The organism is Streptomyces sp. NPDC007905 (genome assembly GCF_042959345.1).
GTDB lineage: Bacteria > Actinomycetota > Actinomycetes > Streptomycetales > Streptomycetaceae > Streptomyces.
Genome location: NZ_JBIBKS010000010.1, coordinates 227981 through 243337, shown reverse-complemented (window position 1 = coordinate 243337; position 15357 = coordinate 227981). Strand labels below are relative to the sequence as shown.

Annotated in this window: 11 protein-coding genes and 1 pseudogene; 9 read left to right on the top strand and 3 right to left on the bottom strand. The window is 69.5% G+C overall.

What is annotated here, in order from left to right:
• Window positions 1-118: 118 nt before the first annotated feature.
• The 6 genes from ACFZDC_RS19970 (at window position 119) to ACFZDC_RS19945 (ending at window position 8089) form a co-directional block, all read left to right on the top strand.
• The gene (locus ACFZDC_RS19970) at window positions 119-1087 is read left to right on the top strand and encodes a hypothetical protein (protein WP_391325489.1); all 969 of its coding nucleotides are present in this window, start codon (window positions 119-121) and stop codon (window positions 1085-1087) included.
• A gap of 61 nt (window positions 1088-1148) precedes the next feature.
• Window positions 1149-2258 (top strand): multiple monosaccharide ABC transporter substrate-binding protein, encoded by a 1110-nt coding sequence (chvE, locus tag ACFZDC_RS19965; RefSeq protein WP_391325487.1) that lies wholly within the window; start codon window positions 1149-1151, stop codon window positions 2256-2258.
• Window positions 2259-2301: 43 nt separating this feature from the next.
• Window positions 2302-3852, top strand: coding sequence for a multiple monosaccharide ABC transporter ATP-binding protein (gene mmsA / locus ACFZDC_RS19960; RefSeq protein ID WP_391325485.1), 1551 nt, complete (start codon window positions 2302-2304; stop codon window positions 3850-3852).
• Window positions 3849-5093 carry a multiple monosaccharide ABC transporter permease gene (mmsB, locus tag ACFZDC_RS19955; RefSeq protein WP_391325483.1) on the top strand — a complete coding sequence of 415 codons (1245 nt, stop codon included), beginning with the start codon at window positions 3849-3851 and terminating at the stop codon, window positions 5091-5093. Before mmsA ends, mmsB begins: the two co-directional genes overlap by 4 nt.
• A gap of 55 nt (window positions 5094-5148) precedes the next feature.
• Complete coding sequence (locus tag ACFZDC_RS19950; protein ID WP_391325482.1) at window positions 5149-6303, top strand: galactose-1-epimerase; 1155 nt, start codon at window positions 5149-5151, stop codon at window positions 6301-6303.
• A 103-nt stretch (window positions 6304-6406) separates the two neighbouring features.
• Window positions 6407-8089: an aminotransferase class I/II-fold pyridoxal phosphate-dependent enzyme gene (locus tag ACFZDC_RS19945; protein ID WP_391325480.1), complete on the top strand. Its 1683-nt coding sequence runs from the start codon at window positions 6407-6409 to the stop codon at window positions 8087-8089.
• Between the two features lie 611 nt (window positions 8090-8700).
• Here the strand turns inward: ACFZDC_RS19945 and ACFZDC_RS19940 are convergent.
• Window positions 8701-9786, bottom strand: coding sequence for a DUF2855 family protein (locus tag ACFZDC_RS19940; RefSeq protein ID WP_391325478.1), 1086 nt, complete (start codon window positions 9784-9786; stop codon window positions 8701-8703).
• Window positions 9787-9913: 127 nt separating this feature from the next.
• Between ACFZDC_RS19940 and ACFZDC_RS19935 the strand changes: the two genes are divergently transcribed.
• On the top strand, window positions 9914-10495 hold the full coding sequence (locus ACFZDC_RS19935; protein WP_391325476.1) for a TetR family transcriptional regulator: 582 nt from the start codon (window positions 9914-9916) through the stop codon (window positions 10493-10495).
• Between the two features lie 62 nt (window positions 10496-10557).
• Window positions 10558-10896, top strand: a pseudogene (locus tag ACFZDC_RS19930) (acyl-CoA dehydrogenase family protein).
• A gap of 139 nt (window positions 10897-11035) precedes the next feature.
• On the opposite strand, the gene ACFZDC_RS19925 reads toward ACFZDC_RS19930, so the two are convergent.
• Together ACFZDC_RS19925 and ACFZDC_RS19920 are read right to left on the bottom strand one after the other, a co-directional pair.
• Entirely contained in the window at window positions 11036-11686 is a 651-nt protein-coding gene (locus ACFZDC_RS19925) for a DUF4360 domain-containing protein (RefSeq protein ID WP_391325474.1), read from the bottom strand.
• Between the two features lie 164 nt (window positions 11687-11850).
• Entirely contained in the window at window positions 11851-12309 is a 459-nt protein-coding gene (locus tag ACFZDC_RS19920) for an Rrf2 family transcriptional regulator (RefSeq protein ID WP_391325472.1), read from the bottom strand.
• A gap of 75 nt (window positions 12310-12384) precedes the next feature.
• On the opposite strand from ACFZDC_RS19920, the gene ACFZDC_RS19915 reads away from it, so the two are divergent.
• Window positions 12385-15354, top strand: a complete 2970-nt coding sequence (locus ACFZDC_RS19915) for a beta-galactosidase (protein WP_391325470.1) — start codon at window positions 12385-12387, stop codon at window positions 15352-15354.
• The last annotated feature ends 3 nt before the right edge of the window (window positions 15355-15357 follow it).

Sequence of the window (15357 nt, the reverse complement as noted above, 5' to 3'; positions counted from 1 at the left end):
CCTGACGGCGCTCCGACCGGCGTACACCGAGGCCGATTTTTTTCAGCCGCATCACCAAGGCCTTTCCCCACCCAGAGCCGCGAACCTTGTCCGAGATATCGAACGCGAAGGACAGCTTGTGACCCACGCTTCCGCCCCGGCAGTCCGCAGGCCCGGCGAGCAGGCGCTTGCCGCGCTCGGCCTGGACCCGCCCGCCCTCGACCCCGCCGACGCATCCGCCCACGGCTTCCCGGGCGGCGGCCGCTGGCGCACCGAGATCCCCTCGTGCGAGGGCCCCGAAGCGCTGGCGGTCGTGCTCAAGGAGGCCTCCCGCCTCGACGTGCCGATCCACCGGATCAGCCAGGGCAGCGGCGTGTGGATGCTCACCGACGCCGAGATCACCGAGATGGTCGAGGCGACCGGCGCGCGCGACATCGAGCTGTGCCTGTTCACCGGCCCGCGCGGCACATGGGACATCGGCGGCTCGGTGCGCTCCGACTCGCGGGGGGCCGGACTGCGCGCCCGCGGCCACGACGCCGTCGCCGGCTGTGTGGAAGACGCCGTACGAGCCACCGAGCTGGGTGTCAAGTGCCTGCTGGTCGCCGACGAGGGCGTGCTGTGGACCCTGCACCGGGCGCGCGAGGCGGGGATCATCCCGGCCGACACCACGCTGAAGGTCTCGGCGCTGATCGGTCCGGTCAACCCTGCCTCGTACGCCGTCTTCGAGCGGCTCGGCGCCGACTCGATCAACGTTCCCAGCGATCTGACGCTGGAGCACCTCACCGAGATCCGCCGGGTGTCCGGCGCCCCCATGGACATGTACATCGAGGCCCCCGACGACCTCGGCGGCTATGTGCGGATGTACGAGGTCGCCGAGCTGATCCGGCGCGGCGCACCGCTCTACCTGAAGTTCGGCCTGTCCAAGGCTCCCGGCATCTACCCGTGGGGCACCCATCTGCGGGACGTGACCCTGGACACCGCCCGGGAGCGGGTGCGGCGCGGCCGCCTCGCCCTGGACCTGCTCGCCCGGCACGGCGCGGACGGCGACATGGCGCCGCTCGGCTCCCGGCTGCCCGGACCGCTCCACCGCTTCCCCACCGGCGCCTGACGGGATGCCGGGGGCAACCCCGCAATGACTCTCAACGACGAGAAGAACAAGGACTGATCACATGCCCAAGCGCAGAGCCGCTCTCGCCGCGATAGCCGGAGCCGCCTCCCTCGCCCTCACCCTGTCCGCCTGCGGCCAGAGCGGCGAGGGCGGCAGCAAGGAGAAGACGGGCAGCACCCAGGGCGGCACCATCGGCATCGCGATGCCGACCAAGTCCTCCGAGCGGTGGATCAACGACGGCAACAACGTCGTCAAGGACCTCGAGGCCAAGGGCTACAAGACGAAGCTGGTCTACGGCGAGGACGACCCCCAGCAGCAGGTCTCGCAGATCGAGAACCTGATCACGCAGGGCGTCAAGGGCCTGATCATCGCGGCGATCGACAACAAGTCCCTCGACCACGTGCTCCAGGAGGCCGCGGACGCCGACATCCCCGTCATCTCCTACGACCGCCTGATCCTCGGCACCAAGAACGTCGACTACTACGCCTCGTTCGACAACGAGAAGGTCGGCAGGCTCCAGGGCACGTACATCGTGCACAAGCTGGGCCTGGACAGCGGCAGGAAGGGCCCGTTCAACATCGAGCTGTTCGCCGGATCCAACGACGACAACAACACCCGGTACTTCTTCAACGGCGCGATGAGCGTGCTCCAGCCGTACATCGACAAGAAGCAGCTGGTCGTCCGGTCCGGCCAGACCGCGCTCAACAAGGTCGTTACGCTGCGCTGGGATGGCGCCACCGCCCAACGGCGCATGGACGACATCCTCACCTCCTCCTACAAGAGCGAGAAGGTCGACGCCGTCCTCTCGCCCTACGACGGCATCTCCATCGGCATCCTGTCCTCGCTGAAGTCGGACGGCTACGGCTCCAAGAGCAAGCCGCTGCCGGTGATCACCGGTCAGGACGCCGAGCTCGCCTCCGTGAAGTCGATCATCGCCGGTGAGCAGACGCAGACGATCTACAAGGACCTCCGCAAGCTCGCCGAGGTCGCCTCGACGATGGTGGACGACGTCCTCAAGGGCGAGAAGCCTGCGGTCAACGACACGAAGTCGTACGACAACGGCACCAAGGTCGTCCCCGCCTACCTGTTGCAGCCGGTGAGCGTCGACCGGACCAACTACGAGGACGTGCTGGTCAAGGGCGGTTACTACACCGACGCCCAGCTCAAGTAATCCCGCTGACCGACCGACCCCACACTGATTGGAAGGCACGACCATGGCGGGACCCGTCCTGGAAATGCGCTCGATCGTCAAGACCTTTCCCGGTGTCAAAGCGCTCTCGGACGTCACACTGTCGGTACGACAGGGCGAGGTCCACGCCATCTGCGGTGAGAACGGCGCCGGGAAGTCCACCTTGATGAAGGTGCTCTCCGGCGTCCATCCGCACGGCAGTTACGAGGGCGAGATCCTCTTCGAGTCGGAGCCCTGCCAGTTCAAGGACATCCGGGCGAGTGAGCAGCGCGGCATCGTCATCATCCACCAGGAGCTGGCGCTGGTGCCGTACCTGTCCATCGCGGAGAACATCTTCCTCGGCAACGAGCACGCCGCGCGCGGATTCATCAACTGGAACAACACCCTCAAGCACGCCACCGAACTGCTGCGCCGGGTCGGTCTGTCCGACCACCCGGAGACCCGCGTCGCCGACATCGGCGTGGGCAAGCAGCAGCTCGTGGAGATCGCGAAGGCGCTGTCGAAGAAGGTGAAGCTGCTCATCCTCGACGAGCCGACAGCGGCTCTGAACGACGAGGACAGCGGCAAACTCCTCGACCTCATTCTGGAGTTGAAGAACCAGGGCATCACCTCGATCATCATCTCCCACAAGCTCAACGAGATCCGCCGGGTCGCCGACTCGGTGACGATCATCCGCGACGGGCGCTCCATCGAGACGCTCGACGTGAAGGCCGAGGAGACGACCGAGGACCGGATCATCAGCGGCATGGTCGGCCGCGACCTCGACCACCGCTTCCCGGAGCGCACTCCGCACCAGCCGGAGGAGGGCGCGGCCCCGGCCCTGGAGATCCGCGACTGGACCGTGCACCACCCGATCGACCAGCAGCGCAAGGTGGTCGACGACGTGTCGATCCAGGTGCGGCGCGGGGAGATCGTCGGCATCGCGGGCCTCATGGGCGCCGGCCGCACGGAACTCGCCATGAGCGTCTTCGGGCGGACCTACGGCCGGTACGCGGGCGGCACGGTCTTGAAGGACGGCAAGGAGATCCGTACCAAGACCGTGCCGGAGGCGATCGGGCACGGCATCGCGTACGTCACCGAGGACCGCAAGCAGTACGGCCTCAACCTCATCGACACCATCAACCGCAACATCTCGCTGACCTCCCTGCACAAAGTGGCCAAGCGTGGCGTGGTCGACGAGCACGAGGAGCGGCAGGTCGCCGAGCGGTTCCGCGAGTCCATGAACATCAAGGCGCCGACCGTCTTCGAGCCGGTGGGCAAGCTCTCCGGCGGCAACCAGCAGAAGGTCGTCCTCAGCAAGTGGATCTTCGCGGGTCCGGACGTGCTGATCCTGGACGAGCCGACCCGCGGTATCGACGTCGGCGCCAAGCTCGAGATCTACACGGTCATCGACCAGCTGGCGGCCGAGGGCAGGGCCGTCGTCCTCATCTCCTCCGAGCTGCCGGAGCTGCTCGGCATGTGCGACCGCATCTACACGATGGCCGCGGGGCGGCTGACCGGCGAGTTCTCCCGGGCCGAGGCCTCGCAGGAATCGCTGATGCGCCAGATGACGAAGGACAAAGAGGTAACCGGATGAGCACGGATGTGACCGCCAGGACGCCGGCCCCGGCGCCGCCCGGGAAGAGCGGCGACTCGGCCTCCGGCGGCCTGTTGCGGCTGATGCTGGACGGCCTGCGCAACAACATGCGGCAGTACGGCATGCTGATCGCGCTCGGCCTGATCGTCCTGCTGTTCGCGGTGTGGACCAACGGAGACCTGCTGCTGCCCCGCAACGTCTCCAACCTGGTCCTGCAGAACAGCCACATCCTGATCCTCGCGATCGGCATGATGCTGGTGATCATCGCGGGCCACATCGACCTGTCGGTCGGCTCGCTGACGGCGTTCATCGGCGCGTTCGCGGCCGTACTGACGGTGCAACACGGTGTGTCCTGGCCCGTCGCCGTGATGCTGTGCCTGCTGGTGGGCGCGGTGGCGGGCGCGGTGCAAGGGTTCATGATCGCCTACTTCGGCATACCCTCGTTCATCGTCACCCTCGCCGGGATGCTGATCTTCCGCGGACTGACGGAGATCTTCCTGCAGGGGCAGACCCTCGGCCCGTTCCCGGACGGCCTGCAGAAGATGGGCAACGGCTTCCTGCCCGAGGTCGGCCCGAGCACCAACTACCACAACATCACGCTGCTGCTGGGCCTCACCCTGATCGTCTTCTCGGTCCTTCAGGAGGTCCGCGACCGCAGGCGCCAGCAGGAGTTCTCGCTGGACGTGCTGCCCAGGAACCTCTTCCTGCTCAAGCTGGTCGCCATCACGGCCGCGATCCTCGTCGTGACGATGCTGCTCGCCAGCTACAAGGGCGCCCCGACCGTGCTGCTCATCCTCGGCGCGCTGGTGGTCGGTTACGGCTACGTCATGCGCAACGCCGTCTTCGGCCGTCACATCTACGCGATCGGCGGCAACCTGCCGGCGGCCAAGCTGTCCGGCGTCAAGGACAAGAAGGTCACCTTCTCCGTCTTCCTGAACATGGGCGTGCTCGCGGCCCTGGCGGGTCTCGTCGTCGCCGCCCGCCTGAACGCGGCCTCGCCCAAGGCGGGCCTGAACTTCGAGCTCGAGGCCATCGCCTCCTCGTTCATCGGTGGCGCGTCCATGAGCGGCGGTGTCGGCACCGTCTTCGGCGCGATCATCGGTGGTCTCGTCCTCGGCGTGCTGAACAACGGCATGAACCTCCTCAGCGTCGGCACCGACTGGCAGCAGGTCATCAAGGGCCTCGCCCTGCTGGTGGCGGTCGGATTCGACGTGTGGAACAAGCGCAAGTCCGGTTCGTAAGTCAGCTCGGGCCCCGCCGGAAACGGCGGGGCCCCTCCCCTTGCAGGAGCCACAAGTGGAACTGAACAGACGTACGGTCATCGCAGGAGCCGCGGCCGCGGGCATCGCCGCGACCACCCTCGGCACGGGCACGGCACAGGCAGCCTCCGGAGGCGGGAAGCCGGTGAAGGAACTGTTCGGCAAGCTCGCCGACGGCACGAAGGTCTACCGCTGGTCGCTGGAGAACGGCGGCACACGGCTGAAGGTCCTCAGCTGGGGCGGCGTCGTCCAGTCCCTGGAGATCCCGGACCGGCACGGGCGCCACGCCAACGTCTCCCTGGGCTTCGACACCATCGACGACTACGTGGCGAAGACCCCGTACTTCGGCGCCCTCATCGGCCGCTACGGCAACCGCATCGCCAAGGGCCTGTTCACCCTGGACGGCACGTCCTACCAGCTGTCCGTCAACGACGGCGGGAACAGCCTGCACGGCGGCACCCAGGGCTTCGACAAGCACGTCTGGGACGTCGAACCCTTCGCCAAGGGCTCCGACGTCGGCCTGCACCTGCACTACACCAGCATCGACGGCGAGATGGGCTACCCGGGCACGCTGAAGGCGAAGGTGACGTACACCCTCACCCAGCACGGCGAGTGGCGTATCGACTACGAGGCCACCACCGACAAGGCGACCGTCGTCAACCTCACCAGCCACGTCTACTGGAACCTGGCCGGCGAGGGCAGCGGCACGATCGAGGACCACGAGCTCCGCATCGCCGCCTCCCGCTACACCCCGACCGACTCGGGCCTGATCCCCACCGGCGAACTGGCCACGGTCGCGGGCTCCCCCTTCGACTTCCGGCACGCCAAGCCGATCGGGCGGGACATCCGGGCCGGCCACGAGCAGCAGGTGCAGGCCAAGGGCTACGACCACAACTGGGCGCTGGACAAGGGCATCACCGCGAAGCCCGAGCACGTCGCCACGCTGCGCGACCCGCGCTCCGGCCGCACCCTGAAGATCGCCACCGACCAGCCGGGCCTGCAGTTCTACTCCGGCAACTTCCTCGACGGCACCCTGACCGGCACCGGCGGCCGCACCTACCGCCAGGGCGACGCGCTGTGCCTGGAGACCCAGCACTTCCCGGACTCGCCGAACCACGCGAACTTCCCGTCGACCGTGCTGCGGCCCGGGCAGACATACCGGACGACGACCATCCACTCGTTCGGGGCGTGAAGCGGCTCACAGCGCAGGTGAGTTGAACGCCACTGCTGCCCCCTCCGTATCCATGGGTGGCCCGTGCCCCCCCCGCACGGGCCACCCTTCGACGGAGGTTCCCTTGCCTGACAACGTCACCTCGTTGTTCCGCAACACCGCCGCGCACAGCCCTTCGATGGCGGCGCTGACGCGGGAGAGCGACGGGTCGGGCCCGGTGGACTTCTGCATCCCGTGCAATCCGTACTTCCCGACCCCCGCCATGTTCGAGGAGATGGGGACCCGGCTGCGCGAGATCATCACGTACTACCCGAGCAGCGCCGACACCATCACGGCGGAGCTGTGCAGCCTGCTCCAGCTGCCCCCGCAGTGCGTGGCGATGGGCAACGGCTCGACGGAACTGATCACCTGGATCGACCACCTGCTGGTCCGCGAGTCCCTGGCCGTCCCCGTCCCCACCTTCGGCCGCTGGACCGACCAGCCGATGGAGACCGGCAAGCGGGTCGACATGTTCCCGTTGCAGGAGGCGAACGGCTTCGCGCTGGACCCCGCCCAGTACGCCGAGTTCATCCGGGCCAGGGGCACCCGGGTGGCGGTGATCTGCAACCCCAACAACCCGGACGGCGGCTATCTGCGCAAGCAGTCCGTGGTGCAGTTCATGGACGCGATGGCGGACCTGGACCTCGTGGTCGTCGACGAGTCCTTCCTGGAGTTCGCCGACGCGGAGGCGGAACCGAGTGTCGTCCAGGAGGCGATGCTCCGGCCGAACGTCGTGGTGCTGCGCAGCCTGGGCAAGAACTTCGGCCTGCACGGCATACGCTTCGGGTATCTGGTCGCCAACCCGGCGCTCGCGGGCAAGGTCCGCTCGATGCTGCCGAAGTGGAACCTCAACTCGTTCGCCGAGCACGTCGTGTTCATGCTGCGGGAACACGGCTCGGAGTACGCGCAGAGCCTGATGCAGGTGCGCCGCGACCGCCTGGAGATGGCGAGCCAGCTCTCCGCACTCCCCGGCCTCACCGTCTACCCCTCCCAGGGCAACTTCCTCTTCGTGCGCCTCCCCGTCGGCGCCGAGGGCACGGTGGTCCGGGACCGGATGCTCACCGAGCACCGGATCCTGGTCCGCGAGTGCGGCAACAAGATCGGATCCTCCAGCCGCTTCCTGAGACTCGTGGTGCGCCCCCAGGTCGACGTGCGTCGCCTGGTGTCCGGCCTGGAACAGGTGCTCTACGGGTCCAGGAGGGGAGCCGCCGTACCCGAGCCGGGCACCGGGACCAGCTACAGCTCGGGTACGGCGGCAGTCGACCGGCTGGTGAGCGAGACCAACGGGGCCGGAATACAAGGGCTGGCGGCGCAGGCCGTCGGCGCCGGCCCCGCTCCGGCCGTCGGCACCGGCATGCCGCTCCCCGCCGCCACGCCGATGGGCGGCGGGATGCCGATGCCGGCGGCAGCCCAGGCGGTGCCGACGCAGCAGCCGATGGCACCGGCCCCTGCCCCGGTACCGGCCCCCTTCCCCTCACCGGCCCCCTACCCGGCATCGGTACCCGCACCCGCGCCGGCAGCCCCCGCCCCTGCTCCCGTTCCGGCACCTGCCCCCGCTCCGGCCCCCGTCCCCGTCCCGGCGGCCGCCGTGACCGGTCCCACCCCGCCCGGTGTCCCGGCCCGCGGGGGCCTCACGGCGGCCCAGGTGCGCGGCATGACGGCCCCGGCCACCCCGGTCCCCGCCACCGGCCTGTCCCCCGCCCCGGCCACCGGCTGGCCCAATGCCCAGAGCTGGCCGAACGCGGCGGGGATGGGGCAGGCGGGCTAGGGGGCGGGTGACCTACGACGAAGATCTTTCGCCCTGCCACTACGTCAAAGAGTCGATCCCGGCAGGAGTGAGCGCGGTCGATGTGCACTCGCCGGAATGTGGGGATGGTGGCCGCCCAGCGGGACCTGTTGCGGCCGACCGAGGTGCTCGCGGCCGGAGCGGCCCGTGCCGGAGTCGGCGATGCCCGGTCAGCTGCCGCTGTTCGTCATGCGCCGCCGACTGACCGATACGACGGTCAGCGCGCTGGTCGGAAGGTCGGTCGACGGCTGGGGGCAGGCCCGCCCGGTCCTGGTGGCGATGGCGGCGGAGCGCAAGCTGTTCCGTATATCGGGACCCGGCCGAGACCAGTTGAGGGCGGCACATGGGGACTGTCCCCGGCACCGCCGGTGCCGATCACCACCTTGCCCCCGAGTGCGGCGCCGTCCGTCTGCCCTCCCCGAAGGGCCCCGGTGGCGGTCATGCCGGCTCCAGCACGAGCGTGCCGGCGTTCTCGCCGCGGAAGACGTCTGCCGCGTCCCGGCGAGGGTGGATGACCGGCACGGGCGACCTTTCGAGGGAGGGGCGCGGGCGGCCGTGCGCAACGGGCCGCACGTTGAGCGCAACGGCCATCGCTACGGGGTGATGATGTGGCCGGTGCGCGGCGAGGTCCGCCCCGACTGGACCTCGTGCCAGACCTCCTGGAGGCTCTGCGGGCCGTCGCTGTGCACGATGTCGACCCACCCTTCGGTGACGGGCAGGAACTCCCTCCACGCCTCGGCGAAACGGCGGTCCAGCCCTTCCCGCCCCCAGTCGCCGATGCGCTTGCGCATCTGGTCGGGAGCGAAGAACATGCCCGGCCCCGTCTCCGCGAGAGTGCCGGCGGGCGCGGGTTCCTGGTTGGTGATGCCGACGACCACCTGGTGCACCAGGGAGTCGCCGAGGTGGGCGCCCAGCCGGGCGGACAGCTGCTCGTCGCCCGCGAAGTCGGCGTACAGCGTCTGCGTGCGCGGGAGCCGGGAGACGTCCTCGTAGGTCAGCACCCGGTCGTAGCAGCCGAGGCCCTCGGTGAAGGCGAGGTTGCGCGGCGAGGTCAGGCCGACCACCTCGCACCCCTGCCCTTGGAGCAGGTGGGCGGCGCCGTAGGCCGTCTTGCTCGAGGCGGACGACAGGACGATGGTCTTCGCGCCCAGCCAGGCGTTGTCGACGAGCCAGTCGGCCAGCATGAACGAGGTCCAGAACAGCGGGCGGTACAGAACGTGAAGGTCCTCCCGGGCGGCCTCGTAGGCAAGGTCGCCGGTCGTGAGGGCGTAGGCGTTGTAGGGCCGGGGCAGTGTCCGGCGATGGGGGCCGGCCTCGCGGAAGCCGCGTTCGTCCACCCGGTCGGGGCGGACCAGCAGGTGGCTCGCGGACGGGAAATAGCCGTAGTAACGACTGCCGGTCTCGATGCCGTCGACCCGGGAGGCGACGACGTCGGCGAAGCCCCAGAGGGGGACGATGCCCCAGCCGGCCCGGGGCGCGGGGAAGAACTCCCAGTAGCGGAACGAGTCGCCGAGCGCGGCGTAGGTGACGTTGTTGGCGGTCAGGCCGACCCGGTCGACGCGCAGCAGCGCCTCGCCGTCCCGCACTTGCGGGACGGGGGCGTCGGCCAGCTCCGAGGTGGACAGGTCGTCACGGCGGACGAGCAGATTCCAGCCGGTGGCAGAGGTGGTGATGTCCATGCCCGGAACGTACTTGAATCCGGATTCGGATTCAATACTGGTCTAGGATGCGCACATGCCCTTCCCTGACCCCGGATCCGAACAGCCCGCACCGCCCCAGCCGGCCGGGACGCGTACGCGACGCGGCATGCGCACCCGTGACGCCCTGGTGTCCGCGGCCCGGCGGATCTTCGAGCGGGACGGCTATCTGGACGCCCGCATCGTCGACATCGCAGCCGAGGCGAAAGTGGCCACCGGCAGCTTCTACACGCACTTCGCATCCAAGGACGACGTGTTCGCCGCCGTCCTCGCACGGCTGCAGGACGAGATGCTGCACGCGGGAGTCAGCGACGGTGGCGACGGCGGCCACAAGGACCTGTGGCGGGGGGTCGAGGATGCCAACCGCGCCTACCTGGAGTCCTATCGCCGCAACGCCGCCCTGATGGCCGCCATGGAACAGGCCGCCGCCGTCGACCCCCAGTTCCTGCGGCTGCGGCTGGAACGGTCGCGTGTGTTCATCGACCGCAGTGCCGCCGCCATAGCCCGCCTCCAGCAGTCGGGCCTCGCCGACCCGGAGCTGGACCCGGACATCACCGCGCGGGCCCTGAGCGCGATGGTCAGCCGCCTGGCGTACGTGACCTTCGCCCTGGGCGAATCCGTACCCTTCGACACGCTGGTCGGGACCGTCACCCGGCTCTGGACGAACGCGCTGCGCATGCCGCGGGACTGAGCCCGCCCGGGCGCGCCCTGTGATCCGCGTCATGGCGAGGCCGTGAGGACCGGCGGTTGACGGTGGCGCCGCGCCCCCGCAAGGTTGACCGCCGGAAGTACAACAAGTTCCCGCTCGCCGAACTGGTGACGCAGCTGGAGGTGACTCAGGCATTCGTCGACGAGGCGGTCATGGCGCACAATGACGGCGAACTGACCGCGGTGGACGCGGCGAAGGCCAAGTGGTGGTCCGCGCAGGTGCAGAACGACGTGCTCGACGCCTGCGTCCAACTGCACGGCGGCTACGGCTTCATGAACGAGTACGGGGTGGCACGGGCCTGACGCGACGCCCGGGTCACCAAGATCTGGGCCGGCTCCGACGAGATCATGAAGGAACTCATCGGCCGCGACCTCGGTCTGTGACCCCACCACTTGCGCAAGGCCAAGGAAGGCCCGTCGCTCGCCCTCTGCCCACCGCCTGGTCGGCTCTCCTGGGCATGAGTGGTGCGTCGGCCCCGGCGCCGGGAGCAGATGCACCACTCACACCCACCGCCTGACCCGCCTACTTGCGGGGGCACTCCTTCCACGCCAGGTGGTACACCGTGCTGATGTCCCCGTCGGTCGAGTCCATCGTCATGAAGCTGACCTTGCCGGGGTTCGCGGTGCCCGCGTTCACCCGCAGCTCGGTGTTGATGTTGAAGTTGCGCAGGACTCCGCAGGGCGCCCAGACCAGTTGCGCCCAGTCGGTGCTGTCGGTGGCCTGCCAGTCGTCGTTGTAGGGGCCGGAGAACGGGTGGGTCTTCGCCGCCGTGTTGGAGGAGCCCTGGAAGTAGTACGACGCCTTCTGCGTGCCGGTCGCGCCCTGCTGGAGCGCGAGGAAGCCCCGGTAGTCCGCGCTGGCGACCGCGTAGGTGAAGCCCTGCGGGACGTGTACGACCAGGTTGAGCTGGCAGTTCTTGCGGAAGGCCGTCGGGTCGGAGTTGCCGCCGGCCTGGGCGAGGTAGTCGCTGTAGGTCACCGTGAAGGCCGTGTTGTCCGGGGAGACGGCCACGGCGGCCGTGCCCGCGGGACAGCCCGAGCCGTTCACCGTGGCGACATCGATCACGATCTTGTCCGGGGGCGGGTCGTCGAAGACGGGAGAGGAGCTGGAAGCCGGTATCGCGGTGGTGAGCAGAGCGGCTACGGCACCGCTCAGCAGGAGTCCACCAGCCATGGTTTCTCCAGGTTGTCGAGTGGGGGGTTCAGCCTCCGGTCCGTCCGTTCAACGTTGAAGAATCTGTGTGGAACCTGTGAAGGCGGGGGAGGTGTGGGGAATCGTAGGAACCCCCGCTCCACCCCGGGAGGGCGAACTCCGGCCATTCACAACGGGGTTTTCACTCAGGGGTTCTCCCACGCCGTCGGCTCCGCCGCCAGTGCCCGTACCGGCTCGGGCAGTGCGTCCGCCGCGAGGTCGGCGAGGGTGACGCCCTCCAGGATGCGGCGGACATTGGCGCGCAGGGCGATCCAGAGCGGCAGGAGCGGCTGGGCCGTCCCCGTGTAGGCGAGGCCCGTCGGGCGTTCCCCCCGGACCGACACGATCGGGCCGTCCACCGCCCGGATGACGTCCGCCACGGTGATCGCGGCCGCGGCCCGGGCCAGCCGGTAGCCGCCACCCCCGCCGCGCCGGCTGTCGACGACTCCGGCACGTCGGAGGTCGCCCAGGATGCCTTCCAGGAACTTGTGCGGAATGTCCTGGACAGCGGCGATTTCCTCTGTCTTCACCGGGCCGTCACCCTGCCGTACGGCCAGCTCCAGCACCGCCCGTACCGCGTAATCCGCCCGCGCCGAGATCCTCATGGGTCCATTGTGGGGCGTATCTCCATGGAGAATGGCTGGACCGCGCCCCCGTAAGATCGCCCGGGAGGATCCACCTTGGCGCTCAGCAGACGTACCTTCAGTGCCCTGGCCGGCTCGACCGCGCTCGGCTTCGCCCTGGGCGGCAGCGGCGGCCCCGGGGCACCTTCGGCGTACGCGGCACGCAGCGTGCCGACCGGTCCGGCGCCCGCTCCGCCGAGCGCCGACGGCGAGCGCCACACCATCGGCTACGACGACTACTCGCTGCTGGTGGACGGCAGGCGGCTGGTCGTGTGGTCCGGCGAGATGCACCCCTTCCGGCTGCCGAGCCCGTCCCTGTGGCGGGACGTGCTGCAGAAGATGCGGGCGCACGGCTACAACGCCGTGAGCATCTACGTGTCCTGGAACTACCACTCCCCCGCACCCGGCCGGTACGACTTCTCCGGCGTCCGGGATCTCGACCTGTTCCTGCGCACGGCCGCCGAGACCGGCCTGTACGTCATCCTGCGGCCCGGCCCGTACATCAACGCCGAGATCGACGGCGGCGGCTTCCCGGGCTGGCTGACGGTGACGAAGGGAACGGCCCGTACCGCCGATCCGACCTATCTGGCGCACGTCGACGAGTGGCTGACCGAGGTGAACCGGATCGCCCGCCGGCACCTGTTCACCCAGGGCAAGGGCACGATCCTGCTCTACCAGATCGAGAACGAGTACGACGCCCACGTCACGGAGCCGACCGGCCGGGACTACATGTCCCATCTGTACAAGAAGGTCCGGAACGACGGGATCGACGTTCCCCTCTTCCACAACGACAAGGGGCGCAACGGCCACTGGGTGCCGGGATCCTTCGACACCGGTGGGGAGAAGGGCGGCTGGCTGTACGGCTTCGACGGGTATCCGTCGCCGTCCCAGACCCCGCCGGACTGGGGCCGCTTCGGGCCCGGTGGGCCGACGGGCGGGGCCACCGCCTCGCCGCGCACACCCGGGTTCGTGCCGGAGTTCGGGGGTGGCTGGTTCGATCCGTGGGGCGGGTCCTGGTTCGACGGCAAGGGGTACGCCGAGTCGCGGCGCACCCGGGACGCGGCCTACGAGCGCCGTTTCCACCTCACCAACCTGGCCAACGGGATCACCCTGCACAACGTGTACATGACGTTCGGCGGGACGTCGTGGGGGTGGCTGCCGGCGCCCGTCGTCTACACCTCGTACGACTACGGTGCGGCGATCGACGAGGGGCGCAACGTCACCGACAAGATCGCCCCGATGCACCAGCTCGGGCACCTGCTGCAGCGCGTGCCCGACTTCGCCCGGCTGGACAGGGCGGCGGACGTCACGGCCGAGGGGCTGAAGGTCTACCACCTGACCAACCCGGACACCGGCACCCATGTGTACGTGGCCCGCAACGACGGCACCGAGCCGGTCACCACCGACCTGCCGACCGCCGCCGGGCACCTGCGGATCACCGTGCCCGCGCGCGACGCCCGCATGCTGACCACCGGACTCCGCCTCGGCAAGCGGACGCTGAAGTACTCCACCGCGCAGCCCATGATGTACCTGACGGCCGGGCGGCTGGAGATCGCCGTGTTCTCGGGGCGCCGGGACGACATGGCGGACCTGGTCCTGAAGTGCCCGGTGGAGCCGTACGTCACCCGGCTCGACCCTGAGGCCGCCTGGGCGTACGACAGCAACGAGCTGCACGTCAACGCGCCCCTCGGCCAGGGCGGCCTCACCCGCGTCCTGGTCGAGAAGGGTGAGAGCGAGACCCCGCTGCTGCTGCTCTTCGCCGACGACGCCACCGCCGTGCGCGTGTTCCCGTACGACACCCCGTCCGGCACCCTGCTGGTGTACGGCCCGGCGCTGCTGCGCCACGCCGAACTGCGCGGCTCCGAGGTTCACTTGACCGGTGACGTGACCGGGGAGACCAGCGTCGAGGTGTGGGGGCCGCGCGGGATGACGAGCCTGGTGTGGAACGGGCGGAAGGTGCCGACCCGGGTCACCGTGTCCGGAAGCCTGATGACCACCGGACTGCTGCCCTCCGTGCCGCAGGTGCGGCTGCCCGCGCTGGGCGGCTGGCGCATGCGGACGGAGAACCCGGAAGCGGGACCGAACTTCAACGACTCCTCGTGGAAGGCGGCCGACCGGACGTCGTCGTACAGCGTCACTCCGGTTCCCCGGGACCAGCCCGTGCTGTTCGCCGACGACTACGGATTCCACTACGGAGACGTCTGGTACCGGGGCACGTTCACCGACTCCTCCGCCATCGAGGAGGTCTCGCTCGCCTACACCACCGGCACCCAGGGCCTGCTGATGGCGTGGCTGGACGGGCAGCCGCTGGGCGCCCACCGGATGCCCGTGCCGGACAGGAACACCACGGTCCGCAAGGGCAGCTGGGACGCCACGGCCGTCTTCCCGGTGGACGAGCGGCTGCGCTCGCCCGGCCGGCACGTGCTGTCGGTCCTGGTCCGGCGCATGCAGCACGACCAGGACGGCAAGGCGCTGGACACCCACAAGGTGGCGCGCGGGCTGACCGCCGCCCTCTTCAAGGGTGCCTCGCCGAAGGTGACGTGGCGGATCCAGGGCGAGGCGGCACCGGACCCGGTGCGCGGGCCGCTGAACAACGGCGGCCTGTACGGCGAGCGGCAGGGCTGGCACCTGCCCGGCTTCCCCGACCGGGACTGGGAGGCGGTGACCTTCCCGCGGGCCGAGCGGCGCCAGGGTGTGACCTGGTACCGGACGACCTTCCGGCTGTCCGTGCCGGCCGACATCGACGCCTCGGTCGGCCTGACCCTGGAGGACGACCCCTACCGGGCCTACCGGGCGCAGATCTTCCTCAACGGCTGGAACATGGGCCAGTACATCAACAACGTCGGCCCGCAGCACACCTTCGTCCTGCCGAACGGCATCCTGCGCACCCGGGGCACCAACACCCTCGCGCTGGCGGTCCTTTCGGAGCTCACCACGCTGTCCGGGCCGGGGAAGGTCCAGCTGACCCTGCTGGGCCGGGCGGCCGGAGGAGTACCGGTGACCCCGGTGCCCTCCCCCGGCCACTGAGCC

Coding starts and splice junctions, on each gene's coding strand:
- chvE (WP_391325487.1), top strand. CDS start 1,149: ATGCCCAAGCGCAGAGCCGCTCTCGCCGCGATAGCCGGAGCCGCCTCC.
- ACFZDC_RS19940 (WP_391325478.1), bottom strand. CDS start 9,786: ATGGACATCACCACCTCTGCCACCGGCTGGAATCTGCTCGTCCGCCGT.
- mmsB (WP_391325483.1), top strand. CDS start 3,849: ATGAGCACGGATGTGACCGCCAGGACGCCGGCCCCGGCGCCGCCCGGG.
- ACFZDC_RS19935 (WP_391325476.1), top strand. CDS start 9,914: ATGCGCACCCGTGACGCCCTGGTGTCCGCGGCCCGGCGGATCTTCGAG.
- ACFZDC_RS19925 (WP_391325474.1), bottom strand. CDS start 11,686: ATGGCTGGTGGACTCCTGCTGAGCGGTGCCGTAGCCGCTCTGCTCACC.
- mmsA (WP_391325485.1), top strand. CDS start 2,302: ATGGCGGGACCCGTCCTGGAAATGCGCTCGATCGTCAAGACCTTTCCC.
- ACFZDC_RS19920 (WP_391325472.1), bottom strand. CDS start 12,309: ATGAGGATCTCGGCGCGGGCGGATTACGCGGTACGGGCGGTGCTGGAG.